Source organism: Micromonospora sp. BQ32, assembly GCF_059358895.1.
In genome coordinates, this window is record NZ_JCADBI010000001.1 from 484,484 (window position 1) to 510,585 (window position 26,102).

At 72.2% G+C, this 26,102-nt stretch carries 26 protein-coding genes; 8 read left to right on the plus strand and 18 right to left on the minus strand.

All coding sequences use genetic code 11. The annotated features are described in order from the left end of the window. The first annotated feature begins 3 nt into the window (after positions 1–3). Entirely contained in the window at positions 4–822 is an 819-nt protein-coding gene (locus AC5L30_RS02050; protein WP_494864880.1) for a hypothetical protein, read from the plus strand. A 31-nt stretch (positions 823–853) separates the two neighbouring features. Here the strand turns inward: AC5L30_RS02050 and AC5L30_RS02055 are convergent, their stop codons facing one another. Further along, positions 854–2,407, minus strand: coding sequence for an NAD(P)/FAD-dependent oxidoreductase (locus tag AC5L30_RS02055; RefSeq protein WP_494864882.1), 1,554 nt, complete (start codon positions 2,405–2,407; stop codon positions 854–856). 175 nt (positions 2,408–2,582) lie between these two features. Here AC5L30_RS02055 and AC5L30_RS02060 point away from each other — a divergent pair, with 175 nt between their 5' ends. From AC5L30_RS02060 to AC5L30_RS02075, 4 genes are all read left to right on the plus strand, one after another. After that, on the plus strand, positions 2,583–3,809 hold the full coding sequence (locus AC5L30_RS02060) for a hypothetical protein (protein WP_494864884.1): 1,227 nt from the start codon (positions 2,583–2,585) through the stop codon (positions 3,807–3,809). A gap of 34 nt (positions 3,810–3,843) precedes the next feature. Continuing rightward, positions 3,844–4,284, plus strand: coding sequence for a hypothetical protein (locus AC5L30_RS02065; protein WP_494864886.1), 441 nt, complete (start codon positions 3,844–3,846; stop codon positions 4,282–4,284). Between the two features lie 80 nt (positions 4,285–4,364). Continuing rightward, positions 4,365–4,925, plus strand: coding sequence for a GNAT family N-acetyltransferase (locus AC5L30_RS02070; protein WP_494864888.1), 561 nt, complete (start codon positions 4,365–4,367; stop codon positions 4,923–4,925). Between the two features lie 42 nt (positions 4,926–4,967). Continuing rightward, on the plus strand, positions 4,968–5,381 hold the full coding sequence (locus AC5L30_RS02075; RefSeq protein WP_494864890.1) for a type II toxin-antitoxin system Phd/YefM family antitoxin: 414 nt from the start codon (positions 4,968–4,970) through the stop codon (positions 5,379–5,381). Between the two features lie 12 nt (positions 5,382–5,393). Here the strand turns inward: AC5L30_RS02075 and AC5L30_RS02080 are convergent, their stop codons facing one another. The 6 genes from AC5L30_RS02080 to AC5L30_RS02105 form a co-directional block, all read right to left on the minus strand. After that, positions 5,394–6,461, minus strand: coding sequence for an ABC transporter ATP-binding protein (locus AC5L30_RS02080; protein WP_494864891.1), 1,068 nt, complete (start codon positions 6,459–6,461; stop codon positions 5,394–5,396). After that, entirely contained in the window at positions 6,458–7,273 is an 816-nt protein-coding gene (locus AC5L30_RS02085; protein ID WP_494864892.1) for an ABC transporter permease, read from the minus strand. Before AC5L30_RS02085 ends, AC5L30_RS02080 begins: the two co-directional genes overlap by 4 nt. Further along, entirely contained in the window at positions 7,270–8,085 is an 816-nt protein-coding gene (gene modA / locus AC5L30_RS02090) for a molybdate ABC transporter substrate-binding protein (protein ID WP_494864894.1), read from the minus strand. Before modA ends, AC5L30_RS02085 begins: the two co-directional genes overlap by 4 nt. Next, on the minus strand, positions 8,082–8,501 hold the full coding sequence (locus AC5L30_RS02095) for a TOBE domain-containing protein (protein ID WP_494864896.1): 420 nt from the start codon (positions 8,499–8,501) through the stop codon (positions 8,082–8,084). The genes modA and AC5L30_RS02095 overlap by 4 nt, the downstream gene beginning before the upstream one ends. Before the next feature lie 232 nt (positions 8,502–8,733). Continuing rightward, the gene (gene smpB, locus AC5L30_RS02100) at positions 8,734–9,225 is read right to left on the minus strand and encodes an SsrA-binding protein SmpB (protein ID WP_494864897.1); all 492 of its coding nucleotides are present in this window, start codon (positions 9,223–9,225) and stop codon (positions 8,734–8,736) included. Positions 9,226–9,250: 25 nt separating this feature from the next. Continuing rightward, positions 9,251–11,491, minus strand: a complete 2,241-nt coding sequence (locus tag AC5L30_RS02105) for a hypothetical protein (RefSeq protein ID WP_494864899.1) — start codon at positions 11,489–11,491, stop codon at positions 9,251–9,253. 152 nt (positions 11,492–11,643) lie between these two features. Here AC5L30_RS02105 and AC5L30_RS02110 point away from each other — a divergent pair, with 152 nt between their 5' ends. Next, positions 11,644–13,302, plus strand: a complete 1,659-nt coding sequence (locus tag AC5L30_RS02110; RefSeq protein ID WP_494864900.1) for an NAD(P)/FAD-dependent oxidoreductase — start codon at positions 11,644–11,646, stop codon at positions 13,300–13,302. 30 nt (positions 13,303–13,332) lie between these two features. Further along, positions 13,333–14,787, plus strand: a complete 1,455-nt coding sequence (locus AC5L30_RS02115) for an ATP-binding protein (RefSeq protein ID WP_494864901.1) — start codon at positions 13,333–13,335, stop codon at positions 14,785–14,787. On the opposite strand, the gene AC5L30_RS02120 is transcribed toward AC5L30_RS02115, so the two are convergent. The 6 genes from AC5L30_RS02120 to AC5L30_RS02145 form a co-directional block, all read right to left on the minus strand. Continuing rightward, positions 14,771–15,280, minus strand: a complete 510-nt coding sequence (locus AC5L30_RS02120) for an NUDIX domain-containing protein (RefSeq protein WP_494864902.1) — start codon at positions 15,278–15,280, stop codon at positions 14,771–14,773. The two genes, AC5L30_RS02115 and AC5L30_RS02120, sit on opposite strands and share 17 nt — an antisense overlap. A 99-nt stretch (positions 15,281–15,379) precedes the next feature. Further along, a complete protein-coding gene (locus AC5L30_RS02125; protein ID WP_494864903.1) occupies positions 15,380–16,021 on the minus strand; it encodes an SRPBCC family protein in 642 nt (213 codons plus the stop codon). After that, a complete protein-coding gene (locus AC5L30_RS02130; RefSeq protein ID WP_494864904.1) occupies positions 16,021–16,386 on the minus strand; it encodes an ArsR/SmtB family transcription factor in 366 nt (121 codons plus the stop codon). Before AC5L30_RS02130 ends, AC5L30_RS02125 begins: the two co-directional genes overlap by 1 nt. Positions 16,387–16,414: 28 nt before the next feature. Next, entirely contained in the window at positions 16,415–18,511 is a 2,097-nt protein-coding gene (locus AC5L30_RS02135) for a xanthine dehydrogenase family protein molybdopterin-binding subunit (RefSeq protein ID WP_494864905.1), read from the minus strand. Continuing rightward, positions 18,508–19,491 carry an FAD binding domain-containing protein gene (locus AC5L30_RS02140; RefSeq protein ID WP_494864906.1) on the minus strand — a complete coding sequence of 328 codons (984 nt, stop codon included), beginning with the start codon at positions 19,489–19,491 and terminating at the stop codon, positions 18,508–18,510. The genes AC5L30_RS02135 and AC5L30_RS02140 overlap by 4 nt, the downstream gene beginning before the upstream one ends. Beyond that, positions 19,488–19,985 carry a 2Fe-2S iron-sulfur cluster-binding protein gene (locus AC5L30_RS02145; protein ID WP_494865312.1) on the minus strand — a complete coding sequence of 166 codons (498 nt, stop codon included), beginning with the start codon at positions 19,983–19,985 and terminating at the stop codon, positions 19,488–19,490. The genes AC5L30_RS02140 and AC5L30_RS02145 overlap by 4 nt, the downstream gene beginning before the upstream one ends. Positions 19,986–20,110: 125 nt before the next feature. Between AC5L30_RS02145 and AC5L30_RS02150 the strand changes: the two genes are divergently transcribed. Further along, positions 20,111–20,719, plus strand: a complete 609-nt coding sequence (locus AC5L30_RS02150; RefSeq protein WP_494864907.1) for a nucleotidyltransferase family protein — start codon at positions 20,111–20,113, stop codon at positions 20,717–20,719. Here AC5L30_RS02150 and AC5L30_RS02155 read toward each other — a convergent pair. The 5 genes from AC5L30_RS02155 to AC5L30_RS02175 all read right to left on the minus strand — a co-directional run bounded on the left by AC5L30_RS02155 (position 20,679) and on the right by AC5L30_RS02175 (position 26,056). Continuing rightward, a complete protein-coding gene (locus AC5L30_RS02155) occupies positions 20,679–21,347 on the minus strand; it encodes a TMEM175 family protein (RefSeq protein WP_494864908.1) in 669 nt (222 codons plus the stop codon). The genes AC5L30_RS02150 and AC5L30_RS02155 overlap by 41 nt on opposite strands. A gap of 109 nt (positions 21,348–21,456) precedes the next feature. Next, a complete protein-coding gene (locus AC5L30_RS02160; RefSeq protein ID WP_494864909.1) occupies positions 21,457–22,833 on the minus strand; it encodes a GH1 family beta-glucosidase in 1,377 nt (458 codons plus the stop codon). A gap of 29 nt (positions 22,834–22,862) precedes the next feature. Further along, the gene (locus AC5L30_RS02165; protein WP_203122170.1) at positions 22,863–23,702 is read right to left on the minus strand and encodes a carbohydrate ABC transporter permease; all 840 of its coding nucleotides are present in this window, start codon (positions 23,700–23,702) and stop codon (positions 22,863–22,865) included. Next, positions 23,695–24,687, minus strand: a complete 993-nt coding sequence (locus tag AC5L30_RS02170; RefSeq protein ID WP_494864911.1) for a carbohydrate ABC transporter permease — start codon at positions 24,685–24,687, stop codon at positions 23,695–23,697. The genes AC5L30_RS02165 and AC5L30_RS02170 overlap by 8 nt, the downstream gene beginning before the upstream one ends. Positions 24,688–24,757: 70 nt before the next feature. Next, positions 24,758–26,056 carry a sugar ABC transporter substrate-binding protein gene (locus AC5L30_RS02175; protein ID WP_494864912.1) on the minus strand — a complete coding sequence of 433 codons (1,299 nt, stop codon included), beginning with the start codon at positions 26,054–26,056 and terminating at the stop codon, positions 24,758–24,760. Positions 26,057–26,102: the final 46 nt, after the last annotated feature.

Below are 26,102 nucleotides of genomic sequence, written 5' to 3' on the forward strand. Positions count from 1 at the left end.
CGAGTGCACGTCAGCCTGGCGACGAGCGCCGGCAGGGCCGAGCGGCCGAACGAGGACTTCGTCGGTGCGGTTCCCGGCTCTGTCGTCCTACTCGACGGTGCCGGCATTTTGGGAGCAGAGTCGCTCTGCTTCCACGGCGTCGCCTGGTACACGCACCGCCTCGGCGGCGCGCTGCTCGGACACCTGTCGCGCGGCGACGGGCGAGACCTCGCCGCGATCCTCGCCACCACCATCGCTGAGATCGCCGCCGAGCACGGTGACACCTGCGCCATCGCGGACCCCAGCAGCCCGCAGGCCACGGTCGCGATGGTGCGCGCCCGCCAGGGCCACTTGGAGTGGCTCCTCCTCGCGGATTCCGTCCTCGTCCTGGACCGGGCCGACGCCGGGCCGCTGGTGGTCACCGACGAGCGTGAGATGACTGCCCGGCGCGAATGCTCGGCGCCGCTGGCCGGCGTTGTCCTCGGAACACCGGAGTACGACCGGGTGCGAGCGTCTTGCGTGAGCGCGCTACGTGCCCTTCGGAACCGGCCGGGCGGCTACTGGATCGCCAAGGATGACCCACGCGCGGCGCGGGAGGCGGTGACCGGGAACCGACCCCTCGCCGGCCTGAACGGCGTCGCACTGCTCAGCAACGGTGCCAGCCGCATCGTCAGCCCGTACGGCCAGACCGACTGGCCGGGCGTGCTGGACCTGCTCCGCGCCAGCGGGCCGGCCGGCGTCATCGCCCGCGTCCGGCAAGTCGAGGCGCAGGGTGCCGGCGGCACCGATGAGCAGGTCCCAGACGACGCCACCGTGGCCCACTGCGCGTACCCGCCGCGTTGACCTGTCCGTCTTCGCGAGACCGTGCTCGACGTCATGCGTGAGACGGGGGAGCTGGGACGGAAGCGCGGTCGTCCGACCCCTCCGGCGCGGTGATCGGGGCCGTGATGATCCGGCTGGGCAGCACCGGCGCGTCCCGGCCGGTGCCCCGCCGACTGTCGCCGCCGGAGGATTCCTCGTGGTAGTCCTGTTCCACGTTGACCGACCAGACGTCGTGGGTACTCCCGGTGGCGATGTTCTCGGCGGTGAGCATCGCGGTCAGCATCGAGTGGTCCTGGTTGTTGTAGCGGTGCATGCCGTTGCGGCCCACCGGGTGAACGTTCGGCACCGCCTCGGTCAGCCAGGTCCGGATCACGTCCACGTTGTGCTGGTAGCGCTCGTCGTACACCGGGTAGGCCTTGGGCATGCGCACGACGTAGCCGGCCTCCACCACGCCGGGTCGAACCAACCCCAACCGCTCCAGCTCCGCGGTGGCGAGGGCCACGAGGTCGGCATCCGGGGTACGCCACATGTCGTCGTCCTCGAACACGAAGTACTCCAGGCCCAGGCAGGTGCGACCGTCCTTGACGAGGTACGGCGACCAGGAACCGAAGTTCTGGATCCGGCCCACCCGCACCCCCGGGTCGTGCACGTAGATCCAGTTGTCCGGGAACGAGAACTCCGCCGGCACGACCAGGGCGACCGTCAGGAAGTCGCGGTAGCGCAGGTCGGCCGCGCAAGCCAGCACCTCCGGCGGGGGCGGCGGGTGAAGCGCGGTCACCAGCTCCGAGATCGGCATGGACGAGATCACATGGTCGGCCGCCTCGGTACGCTGCCCGCCCGCGCCGTTGACCGTCACGCTGATCGCCCGTCGGCGGGCCGGGTCGCGGTGCACGGCGGTGACCCAACTGCCGGTGGACAGCTGCCCGCCCCGCTCGCGGACCTGCTCGGCGCAGCGCTCCCACATCATCCCGGGCCCGTACTTCGGGTACTGGAACTCCTCGATCAGGCTGGTCACGTCGGTGCGTCGACGTCGGGGCAGCAACGCGTTGCGGATCGCCGTGGCCAGCGACAGGTTCTTGATCCGTTGTGCCGCCCAGTCGGCCTGCAACCGGTCCGCCGGCATACCCCAGACCTTCTCGGTGTACGTCTTGAAGAAGATCGAGTACAGCCGCCAGCCGAACCGGGCCGACACCCAGCCCTCGAAGTGTGACTGGTCCCGCGGTGGCCGCAGCCGGGCGCGGGCGTACGAGCCGAGGCAGCGGGCGGCCTCCGGCAGACCCAGGTTGCGCAGCGCGTTCATGGCGCTGAGCGGGTAGTTGAACAGGGCGCCGCGGTAGAAGATGCGGCTCATCCGGGGTCGGGTCAGGAAGTCCTCGTCCGGCAGGATCTCGTGCCAGAACGCCTCCACCCGCGGCACCTTGGTGAAGAACCGGTGCCCGCCGATGTCGAACCGCCACCCGTCGCGCTCCACGGTGCGGCTGATCCCGCCGACCACCTCGTCGGCCTCGAACACCTGGACCGACCGGCCGTGTCGGAGCAGCTCGTACGCCGCCGTGAGCCCGGCCGGCCCCGCCCCGATGACCACCGTGCCGTTCTGCTCGCTCATGTTGGCGCGCTCCCTGCTCACCGCCGTGATTGCGGCGCGGCGTCTACCCGTTATGGGCAGAATGTCACACTTGGCGATAGCTGGTCCTGACTTCGGCGGGGCGGGCGGCGGCGTACCACGAGAAGAGCGACTCCCCACACGGGCGGCGGACCGGGGGAGCGGGGAAGCGGGGCGAATGGACCGGTGGCGGAGCGGCGCGGCGGCGCTGGCCGCCCGGGCGGTCGCGGCGGGCCGCGGCGGAGCGCGCCTGGCCCGACGGGTGCCGGCGCCCTGGCCGTACGTCATCGGCCTCTTCCTCGGCGCGAAGCTGCTGCTCACCCTGCTCGGGCTCCTGGTCCTGCACGCCTGGGACGGCGTGCCCGGGGCCCCGCCGCCGGACGAGGCGTTGATGTGGGCGCAACAGCGGGAGATCTCCGGGCACCGGTGGATCTCCTTCTGGTTCGCCTGGGACTCGCTGCTCTACCTGCGGCTGAGCACCCTGCCCCTGACCGGACCGTGGGCGGACTTCGGCTTCCCCCTGCTGTACCCGTTCCTGGCCCGGCCGGTCGGCGTACTGTTCGGCGGCGACAACGCCCTGGCCCTGTTGCTGATCAGCAACGTCGCGTTCCTGCTGGCGCTCTGGTACGGCTACCGGCTGGCGGAGTTGCTACTCGGCGACGCGTACGCGGCCCGCCGGTTCACCCGGTACCTGGTGCTGCTGCCGACCGCGTTCCTGTTCCAGGCCGCGCTGACCGAGTCGCTCTTCGTCTGCCTCGCGTTGGCCGCCTTCTACCACGCTGAGCGACGCCAGTGGCTGCTGGTCGGCGTGCTCGGCTACTTCCTGGCGATGAGCCGCTCCGTCGGCCTGCTCGTGGCGCTGCCGCTGGCCCTGGTGCTGCTCCGACAGCACGACTGGCGGCTCGGCCCGCGCGCCCTGCTCGGCTACCTCCGGATCGGCTGGCCGTTGCTGCTGCTCCCCGCCGGGTGGTTCACCTTCATGGCGTACTGCCGCTGGCGGGGTGGGGACTGGTTCGCCTACCAGCACGCCCAGCAGACCGGCTGGGGGATCGAGGTGCAGAACCCCGTCCCGGTGCTGCTGAACGGGTTGACCGGGCAGCCGTTCGACGCCGCTCGCGGGTGGTTCGCCGTGGCCGTCCTGGCCGTGCTGGTCGCCGGGTTCCGCCGCCGGGAACTGGCCTACCTGGTGTACGGCGTCCTCATGGTGCTGGTGCCGCTGTCGATGGGCCCGCCGGTGTACAAGAGCCTGCTGCGCTATCTGCTCGCCGCCTTCCCGGTGGCCCTGGTGCTGGCCCGCTGGGCCCGGCACGCCGGCGTCGACGTGTGGCTGACCGCGACGCTCGCCCTGGTGCAGGGCGTGCTGTTCGTGCTCTGGCTCAGCTACTGGACCCACACGATCATCTGATTGGACCTGCCATCGGGCGGGCAACAGGTACGCGATGACGGAGCCACGGGTACGCCTCGACGACCTGGGCGCCTGGTTGATCAAGGGCAACGCGGACCTGGTCGACCTCGCCGCCCGGTTCGCCCGTGAGCCGCTGGTGACGAGCTGGTGCGTGCGCCCCGGCTACCGGGCGCGGTTGATGTGCGCCGGGCAGCCGGTGGTCTTCTGGGCCAGCGGCAGCCGGCGTCGACTGCCGTACGGGGTGTGGGGCGTCGGACGGGTCACCGGAGCGGCCGAGCCAGGCCCACCGGGGCAGCCGTGGTCGGTGCCGCTGGATCTGCCCATCCTCGCCGAACGGGACCGGGTATCCCGGCAGCTGTTGCGCGCCGATGACCGGCTCGCCGCCCTGGAGGTGTTCCGTCAGCCGCAGGCCGCCAACCCCTCCTACCTGACCGTGGCCCAGTTCGCCGCGTTGCGGACCCACCTGCCGGCGTGAGCGCGAGGGCGGCCGTGTCGCGACCGAGGTACGTGTGCGAGCCTGCTACCGATGTTCGAAGCGCACTGAGTGGAGGCCCGGTGTTCGCCCTGCCGCTGACCGAGGACGTGGAGCTGCGTCCGCTGGACCCGTGGCGGGCCGAGGAGTTCCTCGCCCACCTCGATCGGGCTCGCGAGCACATCCAGCCCTGGGTGTCGCCGTCCTTCGTCGCCACCGACCTGTCGTCGGCGCGCGCGGTGTTGCAGCGGTACGCCGACCGCTGGGCCAGCGACAGCGGCGGCATCTGGGGGCTGTGGTGGCGGGGCACGCTCGTCGGTGGGGTCATGTTCGTGTCGTTCGACGTGACCCGGGGCGTCTGCGAGGTCGGTTGCTGGGTCGAGCCGGCGGCGCAGGGCCGGGGCATGGTCGCCCCGGCGGTCCGCCGGGTCGTCGACTGGGCGGTGCGCGAGCGCGGCATCCAGCGGGTGGAGTGGCGTACCAACGCCGACAACACCCGCAGCAGGGCCCTCGCCAACCGGCTCGGCCTGCGCCTCGACGGCACGCTGCGCCAGGTCAGCCCGGGTCCGCACGGTCGCATCGACCTTGAGGTCTGGTCGGTGCTGGCCGACGAGTGGCCTGCCGCGCCACTCACCGTCCACTGACGACCGCGAATAGTTGTCATACCCGCGCGGCACCATGCATCCATGGCCGTCCCCGCGCTCACCCCTCATCCCGACCCGCCGCGTTCCGTGCCGCTGCGTGAGGCGCGCACCCGGTTCAGCCAGCTCGTCGCGCTGGCCGAGCTGACCGACGCGGTCACCGTCGTCACCCGCGACGGCGATCCTCGCCCGGTCGCCGCGATCGTCCCCGCCGCAGCCGCCCGCAGCGGCGCGCAGGCCCGCGCCGACGCCGACCGGCTCGCCACGGTCACCGCGGGCTGGGCCCGCCGCCTCGAGGAGCAGCACCGACGCAGCAGTCAGCGGCACGCCGCCGAGCTGGGCGCGGTCCGCGCGGCGTTGGCCGAGGCGTGGGCCGAGCTGGACCGTCGGGTCGTTCCGGGCAGCGACCCGGCGTTGGCCCGGCTGCGCGCCGCACACACCGACCTGCTCGCCGGCTGATCGCGCCCGAGGTCAGCCGGTGGCGGGGTACGCGTGGGTCTCGGTCGCCTTGACCGCCACCCAAACCCGTTGACCGGGGATCAGCCGCAACTGGGCGGCGGCGCTCGGCGTGACGTCCGCGGCCACCCCGATAAGCCCGTCGACCTGCACTCGCACGTTGTCGCCGTGGCGTTGAACGCCGGCCACGACGCCCGCCCAGGTGTTGCGCGGGCTGCCCTCGGGCCGGGTCGGGTGCAGAGCCACCGCCACCGGACGGAACGCCACGAAGGCTTCGCCGTCCACCCGGTCCGCGACCGTGAGGGTCAGCTCGGGCGCAACCCGTACCCTGTGCCCGTCGGCGCGGCCCCGGTAGAGGTTCAACCCGACCAGCCGGGCCACGTAGTCGGTGCGCGGGCGCGCGGTGACGCTCGGCCCGTCGCCCTCCTGCACCACCCGACCGCCCTCGACGATGATCAGTCGGTCGGCCAGCGCGAGGGCGTCCAGCGGGTCGTGGGTGACCAGCACCGTCGCCCCCGGGTGCGCGGACAGGTGCCGGTGCAGCTCCGCGCGGGTGTCCAGTCGGGTGCGGGCGTCGAGCGCGGCGAGCGGCTCGTCCAGCAGCAGCAGCGCCGGCGCGACGGCCAGCGCGCGGGCCAGCGCCACCCGCTGCGCCTGACCGCCGGAGAGCTGCCGGGGCCGGCGCTGCGCCTGCGCCTCGAGCCCCACCCGACCGAGCCAGTCCCGGGCCGTGGCGCGGGCGGCCTTCCGATCGACGCCGTGCCGGCGCGGCCCGAAGGCCACGTTGTCCAGCGCGCTGAGGTGCGGAAAGAGCAGGTAGTCCTGGAAGACCACGCCGATCGACCGGCGTTCGGTGGGCACCCAGCCCCGTGCTGCCGGGCGATCGAGGTCGATGCCGTCGAGGATGACGTGCCCGTCGGTGAGGGGGTGCAGCCCAGCGAGCGCGCGCAGCGCCGTGGTCTTGCCGGCGCCGTTCGGGCCGAGCAGCGCGACCACCTCGCCCGGCGCGACCCGCAGCGGCACGTCGAGGTGGAAGGCGCCCCGGTCGACGACGAGCCGGGCGTCGAGCAGTGGACCGCTCATGCGCTGCTCATCCAGCGGTCCCGCAGGGCGACCAGGATGCCCACCGACACGACGAGCAGCACCAGGCTGAGCACGATCGCGGACTCCAGGTCGGTCTCCAGGGCCAGGTAGACGGCGAGCGGCATGGTCTGCGTCCGGCCGGGGTAGTTGCCGGCGAAGGTGATGGTGGCACCGAACTCGCCGAGCGCCCGCGCCCAGCAGAGCACCGCGCCGGCGGCCAGACCGGGTGCCACCAGCGGCAACGTGACGTGGGTGAAGGTGGTCCATCGGCTGGCGCCCAACGTCGCCGCGGCCTCCTCGTAGCGGTGGTCGGCGGCGCGTAGCGCGCCCTCCACGGCGATCACCAGGAACGGCATGGCGACGAACGACTCGGCCAACACCACACCCGCGGTGGTGAAGGGCAGGGTGATGCCGAAGGTGGCATCGAGCCAGCCGCCGAGCAGCCCCCGCCTGCCGAAGACCAGCAACAGCGCCACCCCACCAACCACCGGCGGCAGCACCAGCGGCACGGTGACCAGCGCGCGTACCAGCCGGCGGCCGGGGAACTCAACCCGGGCCAGCACCCAGGCGAGCGGCACCCCGAGCAGCAGGCACAGCGCGGTGGCCAGGGTCGCGGTCTGCACCGACAGCCGCAGCGCGGTCAGCGCGCCCGGTTCGGTGAGCCGCTGCGGCAGGGTCGTCCACGGTGCCCGGATCACGAGCCCGGCCAACGGCAGGACGAGGAACAGCAGCCCCACGCCGGCCGGGATCAGCAGCGCCGCCGGCACCCGCCCCCGCCGTCGGGACGCGGTCTGGTCGCGGACCTGACTCACGGAGCCTGGAACCCCGCCTCGGCGAGGACCGCCTGCGCCGGCGCCGAGCGGACGTACGCGACGAAGGCCCGCGCGCCGGCCGGATTCGGCGCGTCCTTCAGCGCGACGATCGGGTAGTCGTTGACCGCCCGCGCCGACTCGGGAAACTCGACGCCGGTCACGTCGGCGTTCGCCGCCCGCGCGTCCGTGCGGTAGACCAACGCCGCGTCGACCTCACCGAGCTTCACCTTGGCGAGCGCGCCCTTGACGTCCTGCTCCAGGGTGACCGGCGTCAGCGCGACGCCGGCCGCGGCCAGGGCGGTGCGGGCCGCCGCGCCGCAGGGCACCTGACTCGCGCAGAGCGCCACCTTCATCCCCGGCCCGGTCAGGTCGGCCAGGCTGGCCACTGCCTTCGGGTTGCCCCGGGGCACCGCGATCACCAACTGGTTGCGGGCGAAGACGCTCGGTGCGCCGTCGGCGTCGCCGGCCTCGGTGACCGTGGTCATGTTCGCCGGTGCGGCCGAGGCGAACACGTCCGCCGGCGCGCCCTGGGTGATCTGGTTGGCCAGGGCGGAACTGCCGGCGACGTTGAGAATCACGCTGCTACCCGGGTTGGCGGCCTCGAAGTCCTTCCCGATGCGGGTGAACGACTCGGTCAGCGAGGCGGCCGCGAACACTGTCACCGCGCCGGTCACCCGGCCATCGCCGCTGCCGCCGGTCGCCCGGTCGTCGCCCGTACCGCAGCCAGCCACCGCCAGGCCGGCCGCCACCAGGACAGCCACCGCCGTACGCCTGCGCCGCGCGTTCGTCCGCCCGGTCGTCCCCGCGCTCATCCGGCCGACCGTCCCCGCGCCGGGGCGGGTGCGGCCCGCTCCACCACCACCGTCGTCGACTTGATCACCGCGACGGCCACCGACCCGACTCGCAGGTCGAGCTCGTCGACGGCCTCCCGGCTCATCAGCGACACGACCCGGAACGGGCCGGCCTGGATGTCGACCTGGGCCATCACGGTGTCCTTACGGACGTCGACGACGATGCCGCGCAACCGGTTGCGAGCCGAGGAGAACTCGGCGCCCGCATCCGGGTCAGCGGCCTGAGCGCGAGCGAACGCCGCCAGGTCGACGCCGTCGACGATCCGGTGGCCGTGCTCGTCACGCCCGGCCGTCAAGCGTCCGGCGTCCACCCAGCGGCGAATGGTGTCGGCGCTGACGCCGAGCAGGTCGGCGGCCTCCCCGATCCGATACGTCATCACCTCGTCACCTTAACGCCCGCATTTGCTAGGGCGGAAGGCCGGTATGGGGAGCATCCGCTTGAACAATTGGGCGTTCCCGCCAGCAGACGCGCCTACCTGCCCTTGCCTCCGGACGCCGACGGCTTCCTTGGGCGCGTCCGCATGATCGTGCTGCAACCAGGAAGTAGTGGTGTCGGCGGATCGATGAGGCCACTACACCCTGGTTCGAGCACGATCTTGGCGCGACGGATCAGGGCCTGCGGGGATGGCCCTTGAGGTGCCGGCCCAACTCGCGGGCGATCTCCCGGTTGGCGTCGCGCTCGGCCAGCGTCTGCCGCTTGTCGTAGGAGCGCTTGCCCTTGGCGAGGGCCAACTCGACCTTGGCGAAGCCGTTCTCGAAGTACATCGACAGCGGGACCAGGGTCACCCCGCCCTCGCGTACCTTGTCCAGGATCCGGTCGATCTCGGCCCGGTGCAGCAGCAGCTTGCGATTGCGGCGGGGGGTGTGGTTGGTCCACGTGCCGTAGGCGTACTCGGCGATGTGCAGGCCGTACAGCACGATCTCGCCGTCGCGCTCGTGCGCGAACGCGTCCACCAGCGAGGCCCGCCCCTCGCGCAGCGACTTGACCTCGGTGCCGACCAGCACGATGCCCGCCTCGTACGTGCGCAAAACGGTGTACTCGTGCCGGGCCTTCTTGTTCGAGGCGATCAGCCGACGCTCGGGCTGCTTGGAGGCGGTCACCCGACGACGATATCCGGACGCCCACTCAACCAGCCCGCCGCCGGTCCGCGCGCAGCCGCTCGGTCAGCTCCCGTTCCGCAGCCGCGAACGTCTCGTCCGACTCACACGGCCAGTGCCCGAGGATGGGCGGCGGCACGCTGTCGTACGGCGGTGGCACCACGTCGCGCGGGTCGGTCAACCGGCGGTCCACCGTCGCCGCCGGTCCGGTCAGCGTCGCGCGCTCCCCGGGGCGGTGCGGGGCGAAGATCCAACCGCCGATGGCATCGGTGTCCCGCCACAGGTTCACCCAGCGCCAGCCGATCCGCTCGCCGATCTCGCGCAGCACCTCGTCGTCGACGTACGCGGGGAACAGCGACGAGTACATCCGTTGCAGCGGCGACCCATAGGTCAGCAGGGCGATCCGCTCGGTGATCCGGGGCGGCAGTTGCAGAACCGTGGCGGCGAGCAGCACCGAGCCGTGGCTGTGCCCGGCCAGCAGCACGCTCTCGCCCCGCTCGACCAGGTAGGTGATCCGCCGTGTCAGCTCCGGTACGGCCCGCTCCGCGTAGCAGGGCGGGGCGAAGGGATGCGCGGCCCGGGGCCAAAAGGTGCCCAGGTCCCACAGCACGCCCACGTACCGCCGGAACTGCGCCGTCCGGTACGCGAAGATGCCGCCGATCACCAGCCCGAGGATGATCGCGGCGATCGCGTAGCTGCCCATCCCGATCAGGAAGTTGACCATGTCGGCGGGCACCCCGACGTAGCGCTGAATTATGTCGCCGGGATAGAGCTTCAGCAGGCCGAGCACGCTGGTGGCCAGGCCGAGGGCGGCGAGCCCGGCGTAGACCACGGTGAGTGGCTCCAACCGTTCGGTGAACCGGGCACGGGCAATCGTCCGCTCGACCTGGCGTAGCCGCTCCGCTGCCTCCGGCGGTGCGTGCGGGAAGTCGGCGGCCACGATCGCCTTCGCCGCCCGCCACCGCTCGCGTCGGGTCAGGACCGTGACCACGCCAGCGACCAGCGCCGCGCTCAGGATCGCGATGAAGAACCCGAAGATCGCCCACTTGTACGGCAGCGGCGGACTCGTGACCAGTCGGTCCGCGGTGTTCCCGCCGCGGTCCAGTACATCCGCCACCCGGTAGTCCAGCTCGGCGGAGAACGCCACGGCGAGCCCGGCGGCCACCGTGACGAAGACCGGCGCACCCAGCGCGCGCAGCGGTGAGCTCCCCGGCGGCCCGCCCCGCAGCCAGATCACCAGCGCTGCAAGCACAATCAGCAGCGCGGTCTGGCTGGCGAACAGCCAGGCCACGATCGCGCCGTACCCGGGCAGTTCACCGCCCTGCGGCCAGGGGTGCGGGCTGATGATCGTATGCACGATCACCAGGATGGTCAGGCCGCACGCGATCGTGCGCAGCCAGCGCGTCAGCCCGTCGACCCGGGCCGATGGGCCGGGCCGGTCGATGTTTCGCACCGCGGCGAGTAGGACCAGGCAGGCGAGCAGCACCGCCCCGGTGGCCGCCAGCAGCACCACCATCACCCACGTCGCGCCCTGGCTGGCCCGGGCAGCCAGGAGGCTGCCGTCCAGGGTGGCGAACGCGGCAGCGACGTGCACCGAGCGCAGCCGGCTCACCAGCGGGGCGCCGTCCCACTGGCCGATCGCGCTCAACCGGGGGTGCCCCAACGCTGCCGCTTCCCCGCTCCGAAACGCGTCGAACAGGTGGCCGGGACGCGCGCCCAACCACCAGACGATTCCGATGGCGGCGATCGGTATCAGCGCCAGCACCCCGAGGCGCAACCCGGGCGGCCGCCCGCCGAGCCAGGACAGCCAGTTCCGCCCGGCGGTGCAGGACGGGATGCCCATGCAGCGCCAGGCGATCAGGTCCAGCGCCACCCCGACGATGGAGAGCACATAGAGCATGGTGAGGGTGAGCGCGAGAACCCGGCACAGCGCGACGACGCCGTGCTTCGAGACGCGGCTCGCCGGGCGCATCCAGAGCGCCACGTTGCAGAGCATGAACGGCAGCAGGAACACCAGCGACAGCGTCCGCACGGCCGTTCCGGACGGCAGGTCGCTCCAGCGGTACGCCTCCAGCGTCACCCCGTCCGTCCCGGTCGAGTCCGGATAGCCGGGACGCGGTCGGTAGAATCCGCCGCTGCGGTCCCCGGCGACCTGATAGACGTGCGGCCGGTCCAGCACCTGGTCGGCTCCCGCGCCGGACACGCCGTGCACCCGCAACTCCACGACCCGTTCCGAGGCCGTCGGTACGGTCGGCGACACGTCCGCCATGGGCCCCCCGAGGTGTGCGCGGCAGTCAGGCGGGTCGTCGGCGTACGGCCACCCGCGCGGCTTCCCGGCTTACCCAACTCCAACACGGTCAACCGTGCGTCGGCGCTCACGCGATGGTGCGGTCGACCCGCGGCAGGTGATTTCATGGCGCCATGGCGAACCCGGTGATCCTGACCGTCGACGACGACCCCGTGGTGTCCCGGGCGGTGGCCCGGGACATCCGGCGCCGCTACGGCGACCGCTACCGGGTGTTGCGAGCATCCTCCGGGCCGGAGGCGCTGGACGCGCTGCGGGAGGTCAAACTGCGCGGCGAGCAGGTGGCGCTGCTGCTGGCCGACCACCGGATGCCGGAGATGACCGGTGTCGAATTCCTCGAAGCGGCCATGGACATCTTCCCGGCCGCCCGCCGGGTGCTGCTCACCGCGTACGCGGACACCGACGCCGCGATCGAGGCCATCAACGTGGTCGACCTGGACCACTACCTGCTCAAGCCCTGGCATCCGCCGGAGGAGAAGCTGTACCCGGTGGTCGACGGGCTGCTGGAGGCGTGGGCGGTCACCCCGGACGCGGCGAGCGCGGAGATCCGGGTGGTCGGGCACCGCTGGTCGGCGCCGTCGTTCAAGGTCCGCGACTTCCTGGCCCGCAACCTGGTGCCGTACCGGTGGCTGTTGTCCGACGACCCGGAGGGCGTCCGGTTGCTCGACGCCGCCGGGGCCACCGAGGCGGACGTGCCGCTGGTGGTGACGCCCGAGGGTAAGGCGTTGGTCGCCCCGAGCGAGGCCGAGTTGGCCGCGCTGGCCGGGTTGACCGTGGTGCCGGCGTGCGACTTCTACGACCTGGTGGTGATCGGTGGTGGTCCTGCCGGTCTCGGCTCGGCGGTGTACGGCGCGTCGGAGGGGTTGCGCACCGTGCTCGTGGAGCGACGGGCGACCGGCGGCCAGGCCGGGCAGAGCAGCCGGATCGAGAACTACCTGGGCTTCCCGGACGGTGTCTCCGGCGCGCAGTTGACCGACCGGGCCCGGCGGCAGGCGGTCAAGTTCGGCGCCGAGCTGCTCAGCGCCCGGGAGGTGGTCGGTCTCAGCGAGGCCGGCGGCGCCCGGCTGCTGCGCTTCGGTGACGGCACCGAGATCGCCGCGCACACCGTGGTGCTGGCCACCGGCGTGTCGTACCGGGTGCTCGACGCCCCGGGGTTGGCCGACTTCACCGGCCGGGGGGTGTTCTACGGCGCCGCCGCGACCGAGGCGCCGAGCTGCGTCGAGCAGGATGTCTACATCGTCGGCGGGGCCAACTCCGCCGGCCAGGCGGCGGTCCACTTCTCCCGGTACGCGTCGAGGGTGCACCTGCTCATCCGTGGCGCGGACCTGACCGCCTCGATGTCGCGTTACCTGATCGACCAGCTGGAACGGATCGACCGGATCACCGTGCATCCGCACACCGCCGTGGTCGGCGGGGCGGGGGAGGGCCACCTGGAGCGGCTCACCCTCTGCGACACCCGCACCGGTGAGGCCCGCTCGGTCGACACCTCCTGGCTGTTCATCTTCATCGGCGCGGAGCCGCGCACCGACTGGTTGGACGGGGTGCTGGTCCGTGACGAGCGTGGTTTCATCGTGACCGGTCCGGATCTGCTCGCCGGGGGGCGGCGCCCGGCCGGCTGGTCGCTGTCGCGCGACCCGTACCACCTGGAGACCAGCGTGCCGGGCGTGTTCGCCGCCGGCGACGTGCGGGCCGAGTCGGTCAAGCGGGTCGCGTCGGCCGTCGGCGAGGGCGCGATGGCGGTGTCGCTGGTGCACCGCTACCTGGAAGCCCAATGAGCGAGCGCAGTCGCGAGCGGAGGAGTCCCAGTGACCATCGAGTCTGACCGGCTGACACCGGCGCAGTTGCGCACTCTGTTCCTGTTCGAGGCGCTGGACGACGGGCAGCTCGACTGGCTGGCCGAGCACGGCCGGGTCGAGCAGCGCGCCGGCGGCACCCTCGTGTACGGCGAGGGCGAGCCCGCGACCTGCTTCTTCGTGCTGGTGCGCGGGGCGGTGGCGTTGAGTCGCCTGGTGCGCGGCGACGACGTCGAGGTCAGCCGGACCGACCAGCGCGGGGTGTACGGCGGGGCCACTCAGGCGTACCTGGGTGAGCAGGTCGAGCAGGTCTACCGCAACAGCCTGCGGGCGGTGACCGACGCGGACTTCTTCGTGCTGCCGGCGGAGGACTTCGCGGACGCCTTGCGGTCCTGGTTCCCGATGCCCATGCACCTGTTGGAGGGGCTGTTCTTCGGGATGCGGGACAGTCAGGCCATCGTCGGCGAGCGCGAGCGGCTGCTGGCCCTCGGCTCGCTCTCGGCGGGCCTGACCCACGAGCTGAACAACCCGGCCGCGGCGGCGGTGCGGGCCACGTCGGTGCTGCGGGACCGGGTCGCCGGGATGCGGCACAAGCTCGCCATGATCGCCGACGGGCGGCTCGACGGCAGCGCCCTGCACGGCCTGGTCGCGTTGCAGGAGGAGGCGGTGGCCCGGGTGGCCACCGCGCCGAAGTTGACGCCGATGGCCACCGCCGACGCCGAGGACACCCTCACCGACTGGCTGGAGGAGCACGGGGTCGGCGGGGCCTGGGACCTGGCGCCGATCCTGGTCGGCGGTGGGCTCGACGCGGCCTGGTTGGCGCAGGTGAAGGCGGCGGTCGGGGCCGCGGACCTGGAGGCGGCGGTGCGCTGGCTCACCTACACGGTCGACACCGAGCTGCTGATGCGTGAGATCGGCGACGCGGTCACCCGGATCTCCGGGCTGGTCGGCGCCGCCAAGCAGTACTCGCAGCTGGACCGCGCGCCGCACCGGGTGGTGGACGTGCACGACCTGCTCGACGCCACCCTGGTGATGTTCAAGGGCAAGATCCCCGCCGAGGTCAAGCTGGTCCGCGAGTACGACCGGGGCCTGCCACCGGTTCCGGCGTACGCGGCCGAGCTGAACCAGGTGTGGACCAACCTGATCGACAACGCGCTGGGCGCGATGGGGGAGAAGGGTGTGCTGACCGTCCGCACCGGGCGGTTCGGCGACCTGCTGGCGGTGGAGATCACCGACACCGGGCCGGGCATCCCGCCGGAGGTGCGTCCGCGCATCTTCGAGCCGTTCTTCACCACGAAGCCGGTCGGCGCGGGCACCGGCCTGGGGCTGGACATCTCGTACCGGATCGTGGTGCACAAGCACCACGGCGACATCCGGGTGGAGACCGAGCCGGGCCGCACCACCTTCCGGGTCCTGCTGCCGATCACCGAGGGTGCACCGGACGAGGCAGTTACCGAGCGGGGGTGAGGAAGTCGGCGAGTACCCGGGTGTGGGTGGAGAACGCCAGCTCGACCGGGTCGGTGAGGACCAGCCACTCGGTCGCCTCCTCGGTCGGCGCCGACGGGGGCAGGTCCTCGGCCGCCCGCTCGGGCAGCACTCCGAAGACCATCATCGTGCCGCCCGCCGGTGCGCCGTGCACCGCGAACAGGCGGGCGTCCTCGGCCGCCGCGATCAGGCCGGTCTCCTCCCGCAGCTCACGGACGAGCGCGTCGGACCACTCCTCGCCGTACTCGATGAAGCCGCCGGGCAGCGCGAGCAGGCCGCGGGCCGGCTCGATGTCCCGGCGGACCACCACCACACCCAGGCCCTCGGCCGTGCGGACCGGCAGCACCGCGACCGCCACCGGCAGTGGGTTGCGCCAGACGGTCTCGCCGCAGACCGCGCAGAGTCGCGGCCATCCGGCGGCCACCGGGTAGGCGGCGCCGCAGTAGGAGCAGTGCGAGTACGGCGTGCCGGTCATGCCGCAGCACGTTACTCCGATCTCCGCTCAGGCCGTCGCGCCGCCGCCTTCGGCGCCCGGGCACCGTGCCCGGGTCGCCGCCGGCGCTGCCCGTCCCGCTCAGGCCGCCGGGTCGCCCGTGTAGAAGGCGGTGGTGCGTTCGGCGGCGGCCTTCGCCTCGTCGGCGTCGGTGCCGGCGGCGATGCTCGCCTCGCACCACAGCTGGCTGCTCAGCTCCATGGCCCGTCGTCCCTCGGCGGAGGCGGTCCACTCGGCGCCCTGTTCCGGGGTGATTCCGCTGCCGTCGCCGGCCAGGTGCGAGGCGAGGCCGAGCAGCCCGAGGTCCCACCCGACGCCGACCGCGCCCGGCCCGAACTGGGCCCACCGGTCCTGGTCGACGTGCGCGATGTGGTCCAGATCGAGACGGGCCCGCTCGTCGCCGACCGGGGTGACCCGCACCTCGATCCAGCTCACCTCGCCGCCCATCTCCCAGGTGGCGGCGAAGCGGTGCGGCGGCTCGCAGCTCTCGATGGTGCCGTGGGCGTTGCCCTGGAGCTGGTACGTGCCGCCCAGCCGCAGCTCGCCGGAGATCGGCAGGAACCAGCGCGGGATGCGCTCGGCGCTGGTGCAGGCGTCCCACAGGTCCTCGACCGTCGCCTGGTAGGTCTGGCTGATCGTGGTGACCCGCGCCTCGCCGGCTTCCAGGGTGCGGCTGCCGACCTTCCGCTGGACGGCGTTGATCTGCTCGGTGGCGTCGAACATCAGGTGTTCCTCTCGTCGGGTGGGTCGGCGGGGCCGCGTAGCCGACGCTCACGTCGGCCCCGGGCCAGCTCGGTGGCGAGTGCCGCCAGGGGTGGGGCCCAGAACCGGCGGAAGTGCTCCAGCCAGCCGTCGACCTCGCGCAGTGGGCGTGGGTCGACCGCGTAGAGCCGCCGGGTGCCCTCCGGCCGCACGGTGGCGAAGCCGTTGTCGCGCAGCACCTTGAGGTGCTGGGACACGGCGGGCTGGGAGATGCCGAACTCCTCGCGGATGACCGTGCTGACCGCACCGGCGGTCTGCTCGCCGTCGGCGAGCAGCTCCAGGATGCGGCGCCGGACCGGATCGCCCAGCACGTCGAAGGCGTGCACGAGGACAGTTGTATCACCGACAGCTTATTTAAGCCAAGTCCGATACTCCGATGAGCTTGTCCAGCCGGATCGGCAGGTCCCGGATCCGTACGCCGGTCGCGTGGTGTACCGCGTTGGCCACCGCCGCCGCGGCGCCGACGATGCCGATCTCACCGATGCCCTTCACCCCGGCCGGGTTCAGCTCGTCGTCCCGCTCGTCCAGCCAGTACGCCTCGATGGACTCCACGTCCGCGCAGCCGGTGATGTGGTAGGTGGCCAGGTCGTGGTTGACCCAGTCGCCGTACCGCTCGTCGAGCACGCCCTCCTCGTGCAGCGCCATCGACAACCCCATCGTCATGCCGCCGATGAGCTGGCTGCGCGCCGTCGTCGGGTTCACCACCCGCCCCGCCGCGAACACCCCGAGCATCCGGCTCAGCCGGACCTCGCCGGTGTCCGCGTCCACCCGCACCTCGACGAACTGCGCCCCGTACGCGTACCGGGGCAGCGCGGGCTGCCCACCCACCTCGTCGGTGGTATCGGCCTCGGCGGTCACCTCGTCCATCGGCGCTGCGCCCGGGGCGTCCCGCAGCTTCTCGCGCAGCGCCTCAGCGGCCCGGATCACCGCCCAGCTCCAACTGGAGGTGCCCATCGAGCCCCCGGCCACCGGCGCGGTCGGCAGGGCGCTGTCGCCGATGCGGATCTCCACCCGTTCCGGCGGCGCCCCGAGCGCGTCGGCGGCCACCTGCCAGATCGCCGTCCGCGCACCGGTGCCGATGTCGGTGGCGTTGACCTGCACCAGGAAGCTCCCGTCGGGCCGGGCGGTGGCCCTGGCGGACGACGGCCTGGCCCGGGCCGGGTAGCTCGACCCGGCCACCCCCGTGCCGATCAGCCAGCGCCCGTCGCGGCGAGCGCGGGGCGTCGGGTCCCGGTCCGTCCAGCCGAACCGCTGCGCACCCTCACGTAGGCAGGCCACCAGGTTGCGGCTGGTGAACGGCCGCCCCTGGTCGGGGTCGACCTCCGTGTCGTTGCGGATGCGCAGCTCCACCGGGTCGATACCGACGGCGATGGCCAGCTCGTCCATCGCCGACTCCAGGGCGTACGCGCCGGGGCACTCGCCGGGTGCGCGCATCCAGAACGGCGTGGGCACGTCGAGGCGGACCAGCCGGTGCGTGGTGCGGCGGTGCGGTGCGGCGTACATGCTGCGGGTGTAGACGGCGGTCTGCTCGGCGAACTCCCGGATGGTCGAGGTCTGGCTGATCGCGTCGTGGCAGATGGCGGTGAGTCGCCCGTCGGCATCGGTGGCGAGACGGACCCGTTGGATGGTGGGGGTGCGGTACCCGATCGGCCCGAACAACTGCTGACGGGTCAGCGCCAGCCTGACCGGTCGGTCCACGTGCCGGGCCGCGAGCGCGGCCAGCACCACCGCGGCCTTGGCGTACCCCTTGCTGCCGAAGCCGCCACCGACGTGCTGCGCGACGACCCGGACCGACTCCGGGGGCACCTCGAACAGCTCGGCCAGGGTGGCCCGTACCGACGACGCGCCCTGGTTGGAGTCGTGCACCAGCAGCCGCCCGTCGCGCCACTGCGCCGTCGTGGCGTGCGGCTCCATCGGGTTGTTGTGGTAGGCCGGGGTGCGGTAGGTGGCGTCCACCCGCACCGGGGCGGCCGCGTACCCGGCGTCGAAGTCACCGTCGGCGGTGTCCGTCGGATAGTTGGGGTTGACGTGATCCGGTTGGTACAGGCCGGGGTGGTGATCGGTGAGCACGGTGCTGTGCGGGCCGGCGTCGTAGTCGATCCCAACCAGCCGGGCGCCCTCGCGGGCCGCCTCCAGGCTGGTCGCCACCACCACGGCGATGTACTGCCCCCGGTAGTGCACCGCCGGCTCCTGCAACAGCCACAGCTCCGGCTCCGGGCCGGGCGCGAGGCGGGGCGCGTTGCCGTGGTGCAGGACGGCCAGCACGCCCGGCACCGCGAGCGCCGCCGTGGTGTCGACCCGGGTGATCCGGCCCCGTACCACCGCAGACGGCACCGCCCAGCCGTAGCTGATCCCGTCCACCGGGTACTCCACCGCGTAGCGGGCCGTGCCGGTGACCTTCTCGCGTCCCTCCAACCGGGGGTACGCGCGGCCGACCGCGTCGGTGCTCACGACGACGCCAGCTCGCTGAGCGCCCGCACGGTGATGGCCCGGGTCAGCGGCAGCTTGAAGCCGTTGTGCCGCAGCGGGCGCGCCTCGGCCAGCTCCGCGTCGGCGGCCCGTGCCGCCAGCTCCGGGCTGAACGGACGGCCGCGCAGCTCCTCCTCGGCCCGGTACGCCCGCCACGGACGATGCGCCACCGCCCCGTACGCCAACCGCACGTCGCGGACCACGTCCCCGTCGAGGTCCAACACCGCGGCCACCGAGCCGACGGCGAAGGCGAACGAGGCCCGGTCGCGCACCTTCAGGTACGTCGAGCGGCGCGCGGCCGGTAGTGGCGGTAGCCGGACGGCGGTGATCAGCGCGCCCCGGGCCAGGGTGGTCTCCCGTTCCGGGTGGGTGCCGGGGGAGCGGTAGAGGTCGGCGATCGGAAGGTCGCGGGGCCCGTCGGACTCGTGCACCTCCACCACGGTGTCGAGGGCGGCCAGCGCGACGGCCAGGTCGGACGGGTGGGTGGCCACGCACTGTTCGGACCAGTCCAGCACCGCCAGGTCGCGGTTCTGCCCGTGCAGGGCGGCGCAACCGCTGCCCGGCTCCCGTTTGTTGCACGCCTTGCCGGTGTCCTGGAAGTAGACGCAGCGGGTGCGCTGCAACAGGTTGCCGCCGGTGGTGGCCATGTTGCGCAGCTGCCCGGAGGCGGCGGCGAGCAGCGCGCGGGCCAGCACCGGGTAGTCGCGGCGCACCGCCGGGTGGGCCGCGAGGTCGCTGTTGCGGACGGTCGCGCCGATCCGCAGCCCGCCGTCGGGCAGCTCCTCGACGGTGTCCAGCGGGAGCCGGGTCACGTCCACCAGCACGTCGGGGCGCTGCACCCCGAGCTTCATGAGGTCGACCAGGTTGGTGCCGCCGCCCAGGTAGGCAGCCTGCGGTTCGGCCGCCAGCACGGCGACCGCGTCGGCCACGTCGGCGGGCCGGTGGTAGCGGAACGCCCTCACGAGGTCGCCGCCGTCTCGCGCACGGCCGCGACGATGTGCGGGTACGCGGCGCAGCGGCACAGGTTGCCGGCCATCCGCTCGCGGATCTCCGCGTCGGTCAGCTCGGCGGGCATGGTCAGGTCCTCGGTGACGGCGCTGGGCCAACCCTGGGAGACCTCGTCGAGCATGCCGCGGGCGGAGCAGAGCTGCCCGGGCGTGCAGTACCCGCACTGGAACGCGTCGTGCGCGATGAAGGCGGCCTGCATCGGGGACAGCTCGTCGGGTCCGGCCAGCCCCTCGACGGTCAGCACCGACCGACCGTCCACGGTGACCGCGAAGACCAGGCAGCTTTTCACCCGGCGGCCGTCCAGCAGCACCGTGCAGGAGCCGCACTGGCCGTGGTCGCAGCCCTTCTTCGCCCCGGTCAGATCGAGGTGCTCGCGCAGCGCGTCCAGCAGGGTGGTGCGGTTGTCCAGGGTCACCTCGCGGGACGCGCCGTTGACCTCGACCGTCACCCGGGACGAGTGGCGCTCGTCGATCGTCGTCGCGTTCTCCGGTCCGCGCTGCACCGGCCCAGACTAGCTTTGTCGGTATATCTCAGGGCGAATAACGCAAAGCACTTGTACGGGAGGTGACGCCGGTGACCGCCGGGCTGCTGCTGGCCGCCGGCGCCGGGCGGCGCTACGGCCGGCCGAAGGCGCTGGTCGAGCTGGACGGCGAGCCGCTGGTGCGGCGCGCGATCCGGCTGCTCGGCGACGGTGGCTGCGCACCCGTGCACGTGGTGCTCGGCGCGGGTGCCGACGACGTGCCCGACCTGCCCGGCGCGGTGCCGGTCCGGCACGACCACTGGCCCGACGGGCTGGGTTCGTCGCTGCTGCGGGGCCTGGCCTCGCTGCCGGCCGACGTACCGGCCGCCGTCGTCGTCCTCGTCGACCAGCCGCTGCTCAGCCCGGTCGCGGTGCGCCGGGTGCGCGCGGCGTACGCCGACGGCGCGGTCATCGCGGTCGCCACCTACGGCGGCCGGCCCGGGCACCCGATCCTGCTGGGCCGGCGGACCTGGCCGCTGCTGAGCGGGTACGCCGTCGGCGACCGGGGTGCCCGCGAACTGCTGCACGACCGGCCGGACCTGGTGGTCGAGGTGCCCTGCGACGATGTCGGCTCCCCGGTCGACGTGGACACCCCGGCCGAGCTGCTCCGACTGTGCCCGGTCAGCGACGGGTCAGCCAGCGGGGCAGCCCCTCGCTGGTGACCGCGTGATAGGCGATCATGACGATGACGCCGATCAGGCCCAGCAGCGGGCTGACGAACCAGCCGAGCAGACCACTGAGCCCGTACAGGATCAGGCCGGTGACCGGTCGCAGCCGCTGCATCCGCACGTACTCGGGGTTGACCCGCCGCTCCAGCAGCGCCGGGTGGCGGTGCAGGTAGCCGAAGAACACCAGCCAGGGGGCCGACATCAGGGCGGCGGCCAGCGCGTACAGGGCGACAGCCGCGCGCTGGTCGTCGGTGTCGCCGTGGGTGAACGCCGACGCCAGCACCGCGGTGGGGAACGGAATGATCACCGCGCCGAAGAGCACGCCGAGGTTGATCCAGCTCAGCGCGAGCGTCGTGCCGCGGATCAGCCGCAGCAGCGCGTGGTGGTTGAGCCAGAGCACCCCGATGTAGACGAAGGACACCACGAAGGCCAGGTAGGAGGCGCCCTCGCCGAGCAGGCCCGTGAGCAGCTCGCCCTCGTGGTATTCGGGTACCCGCAACTCGATGACCAGCAGCGTGATGACGATGGCGAAGACGCCGTCGCTGAAGGCCGTCATCCGGTCGGTGGCGGACACTCGCCCCGTGGGATCGGGCTGTTCGACCTCGTCAGGTGCTGCGGACATTGCCGCAGGCTAGCCACTCGGCAACGCGGTCGGTGGCGGTTTCGTCCGATTGGGACGGGAACGGCCGCCCGGGGTCGACACCCCGGGCGGCCGCTCGCACCGCCCCCGTTCAGGCCACCGGCGTCGCGGTGCCGGTGGTGCGGGCGAGCCGCTGGTGGGCACGGATCAGCTCGGCGTAGCGCAGACCGCTCGCCTTCACCGTCCGGCGCTGGGTGGCGTAGTCGACGTGCACCAGCCCGAAGCGCTTGTCGTAGCCGTACGCCCACTCGAAGTTGTCCAGCAGCGACCAGACGAAGTAGCCGTCCAGGGGAACCCCCCGGGCCACCGCCGACGCGCACGCGGCCAGGTGCTGCTCCAGGTGGTCGGTGCGCTCCTTGTCCTCCACCGTGCCGTCCGGGGTGACCTCGTCCGGCCACGCCGAGCCGCTCTCGGTGACGATGATCCGACCCGGCCGGTACTCCTCGTGCACGTCGACGAGCAGCCGCTCCAGGCCCGCCGGGTACATCTCCCAGCCCATCGCGGTCTCCACCGAGCCGGGCACCGGCACCTGCCGGGCGTACGGCGCGGCGCCGGTCGGGTCGTCGACCACCAGCTGACGGAAGTAGTAGTTCACCCCGAGGAAGTCCGTCGGCGTGGCGATCACCGCCAGGTCGTCGCCGCGCACCGGCGGCTCGACCCCGTAGGTGGCGATCATGTCGGCGGGGTAGCCGCGCCCGTGGATCGGGTCCAGCCACCACCGGTTGACGTGCCCGTCGGCCCGGCGGGCCGCCGCGACGTCCTCGGGTCGGTCGGTCGCCGCCTCGATCGGGCTGAGGTTGACCACCAGACCCACCGAGGCCGGCCGGGCGGCGTTGGCGCGGATCGCCTGGGTGGCCAGCCCGTGCCCGAGCAGCACGTGGTGCGAGGCGTGCACCGCCCGGGTGAGGTCCCGCTCGCCGGGGGCCATGTTGCCCTCCAGGTGCCCGATCCAGCACACGCAGAGCGGCTCGTTGACGGTGCACCAGTCGGCGACCCGGTCACCGAGGCGGGCGGCCACCACCGCCGCGTAGTCGGCGAACGCCTCGGCGGTGGCGCGCTCCGGCCAACCGCCCCGGTCCTGGAGGAGCTGCGGCAGATCCCAGTGGTACAGCGTGACGAACGGCCGGATCCCGTCGGTGAGCAACGTGTCGACGAGCCGATCGTAGAAGTCCAGCCCGGGGGCGTTGACCCGTCCGACGCCGTCGGGCATGACCCGGGGCCAGGCCACCGAGAAACGGTACGCGTCCACGCCGAGTCGGCGCAGCAGCGCCAGGTCCTCCGGCCACCGGTGGTAGTGGTCGCACGCCACCGCGCCGGTGTCGCCGTTGTCGACGTTGCCGGGGGTCGCCGAGAAGGTGTCCCAGATGGACGGTGCCCGGCCGTCGACGTCGACGGCCCCCTCGATCTGGTACGCCGCCGTGGCGACACCCCAGAGGAAGTCGGGTGGCAGCTTGGACAGGTCGGGCACGGGTCGGTTCTCCTCTGGGGTTGGATGACTCACTTGACCGCGCCGGCGGTGAGGCCGGCGACGAAGTAGCGCTGTAGGGCCAGGAACCCGACGACGACCGGGATGCTGACCACCAGCGAAGCGGCCATGATCTGGTTCCAGTAGACGTTGAACTGGGTGGAGTAGCCCTGCAGGCCGACGGCCAGGGTGCGACTGCCCTCGTCGGTCATCACCGAGGCGAAGAGCACCTCACCCCACGCGGTCATGAACGCGTACACGGTGACCGCGACGACGCCGGGCACGGCGGCCGGCAGGATGACCTGGAACAGGGTGCGCAGCGGACCGGCCCCGTCGACCTGCGCCGCCTCGTCCAGACCCCGGGGGATCGAGTCGAAGTAGCCGACCAGCATCCAGATCGAGAACGGCAACGAGAAGGTCAGGTACGTGATGACCAGGCCGGTACGGCTGGCGTACAGCTCGATGCCGGTGGCGTTGCCCAGGTTGACGTAGATGAGGAACAGCGGCAGCAGGAACAGGATGCCGGGGAACATCTGGGTGGACAGCACCGTCACCGAGAAGACACCCCGACCGCGGAACCGGTACCGGCTCACCGCGAACGCGGCGAAGATGGCCACCGCCACCGAGCAGACCGCCGCGATGCTCGACACCACCAGGCTGTTCACCAGGTACCGGGCCAGCGGCACGGTGCTCCACATGTCGATGAACGGTTGCAGGGTGGGCCGGCTGGGCCACCAGGTGAAGCCGTTCTGCACGTCCTGCAACGGCTTGGCTGCCGAGGTGACCATCACGTAGAGCGGGATGACGACGAAGAGGGCGAGCAGGGTCAGCACGATGCGCCGGCCCCAGCGCTCACCGGCGGTCTCACGCATGGTCGTCCCTCCGACGGTTGGTGATCAGCAGGTACGCGGCCGAGACGACCAGCAGGAACAGCAGCAGCGCCACCGACATCGCCGACCCGGAGCCGAAGTCCCAGGTCTTGAAGGAGCTGCGGTAGATGTGGATGGAGATCAGGTCGGCCTGCTCCGGCGCGGAGCCGCCGAACAGCACGAACGGGGTGTTGAAGTCGTTGAACGTCCACAGGAACAGCACCAGCAGCAGCACCAGGTTGACCGGCCGCAGCATCGGCAGGGTGACCGAGCGCAGCCGACGCCAGAACCCGGCGCCGTCGATCGCGGCGGCCTCGTACAGCTCACCGGGCACGTTCTGCAACCCGGCCATCAGGCACAGGAACGCGAACGGCCAGTTACGCCAGACGGACACCACCAGCAGCGACCAGAAGCTGTTGTCGCCGATCAACCAGAACGGTCGCTCGTTCATCAGCCCGAGCTGGTCCACGAGCACGTGGTTGACCAGGCCGGTGTCGCGTTGCAGCAGGAAGCTCCAGGTGATCACTGCGGCGTAGACCGGCAGCGCGTACGGGGTGAGGAAGAGCGCCCGCAGGATGGCCCGTCCACGGAACGGCCGTTGCAGGACGACCGCCGCCGAGATGCCGAGCAGCCAGGCGAACCCGACCGAGAGCAGGCTATAGGCCAGGGTGACCCAGAACGAGTGCAGCAGTTCCTTGCCGGCGGCGCTGTTCAGGTCGAGCGTCGCCCGGTAGTTCTCCAGCCCGATGAAGGGCGCGGTGGACCAGTCGCGGATGTGGAACTGGGTCAGCTCCAGCAGGCTCATCCAGACCCCGACCACCATCGGGATCACGTGGATGGCGAGTTCCAGCACGATGGCCGGTGCGAGCAGCAGATACGGCAGGAGCGAGCGGCGGGGGCCGCGGGGCCGGCGGGCCGGCCCCCGGGCCGGTGACCCGGCCCGGGGTTCGCGCCGGTCGGCGTCCGGCGCGGTGGTGCTGGTTGCCATCGGGGTCCTCTCGGAGGCGGTGGCCGTGGCCGGGCTCAGCGCCCGACCACGGCCACCGGTGACGCCTGGGTCAGCGCATCTTCTGCTGCGCGTCGGTCAGCTTGGCCTTCACCGACTCCTCGGTGACCGGCTTGCCGCTGGCCGCGTCGGCGAACAACTCCTTCATCGCGGTGCCGACCAGGGTCTCGAAGGTGCTCTCCTCGGGCACCTGCGGCAGTGGGGCCGCGGTGGTGACGAGGGTCTCCTGGATGGTCTTCTGCTCCGGGGCGCTGAACGCCGGGTCGGAGGCCGCCGTCTTCACCGCCGGCAGCGATCCGTACGTCTTGTTGAGGAGCGTCTGCTCCTCGTCGCTGGTCATGAACTTCACGAAGCTCAGCGCGCCGTCGCGGTTCTTGGTGTGCTTGAAGACCGCCATGTTGATCCCGGCGACCATGCTGTTGACCTTCTTGCCGCCGGCCGGCGGGCTGGCCAGGAACGGCACCGGGGCCACCCCGTACGCGTCTGCGGGCATGTTCTGCGTCTTCAGGTTCGACCCGGCGGACTGCCACAGCAGCATGGCGGCCTTGCCGTTGGCGAAGTCGGAGACCGACTGGTTCTGCGCGTACTCGGCGTTGCTCGGGTTGGTGATCTTGTCGGCGGCCATGAAGTCGATGTACCGCTTGATCGCCGAGACGTTCTGCGGGGTGTCGAAGGTCGGCTTGCCGGCCGAGTCGAACCACTCACCGCCGTACTGCTGGCTGAAGGTGAAGGCGTGGTGGGCGTTCTCCGACGGGTTGGCACCCTCGATCGCCAGGCCCCACTTGCCGCCGGTGCTCAACTTCTTGCCGTACTCGGCGAGCTGCTCCCAGGTGGTCGGCGGCGCGGTGAGGCCGGCGTCGGCGAACGACTTCTTGTTGTAGTACAGGCTGTACGCCATGCTGTAGAGCGGCACGGCGGCCGGCGGCTTGCCGGGGGCGCCGGCGGCGGCGAGCGCGGCGGGCACGATCCGGTCCTTGCCGCCGACGGCCTGCAGGGTGGCGTCGTCGAACTCGACCAGCGCGCCGGTGGCCTGCAACGACGCCGACCAGGTGTTGCCGATGTTGACCACGTCCGGGCCCTTGCCGGAGGCGGCGGCGGCCAGCAGGCGGTTGAGCAGATCCGACCAGGGGACCACCTCGACGGTGACCTTGATCCCGGTCTGCTTCTCGAACTTGTCCAGCTCGGGCTGGAGGATGGTCTTGTCGGCCTCCAGGCTGGCGCCCTGGTTGCTGGCCCAGTAGGTGAGCGTCTTGGGTGATGCGGCGGAGTCGTCGCCGGAGCCACCGCAGGCGGTGAGCGAGGCGGCCGCCAGTACGGCGGCGGTGAATATCCCGAGGTGTCGTCTCGACACGGGTCAGCCCTTCCGGTGCGTGGTGGGGGTCCACCGACCTTCGTCG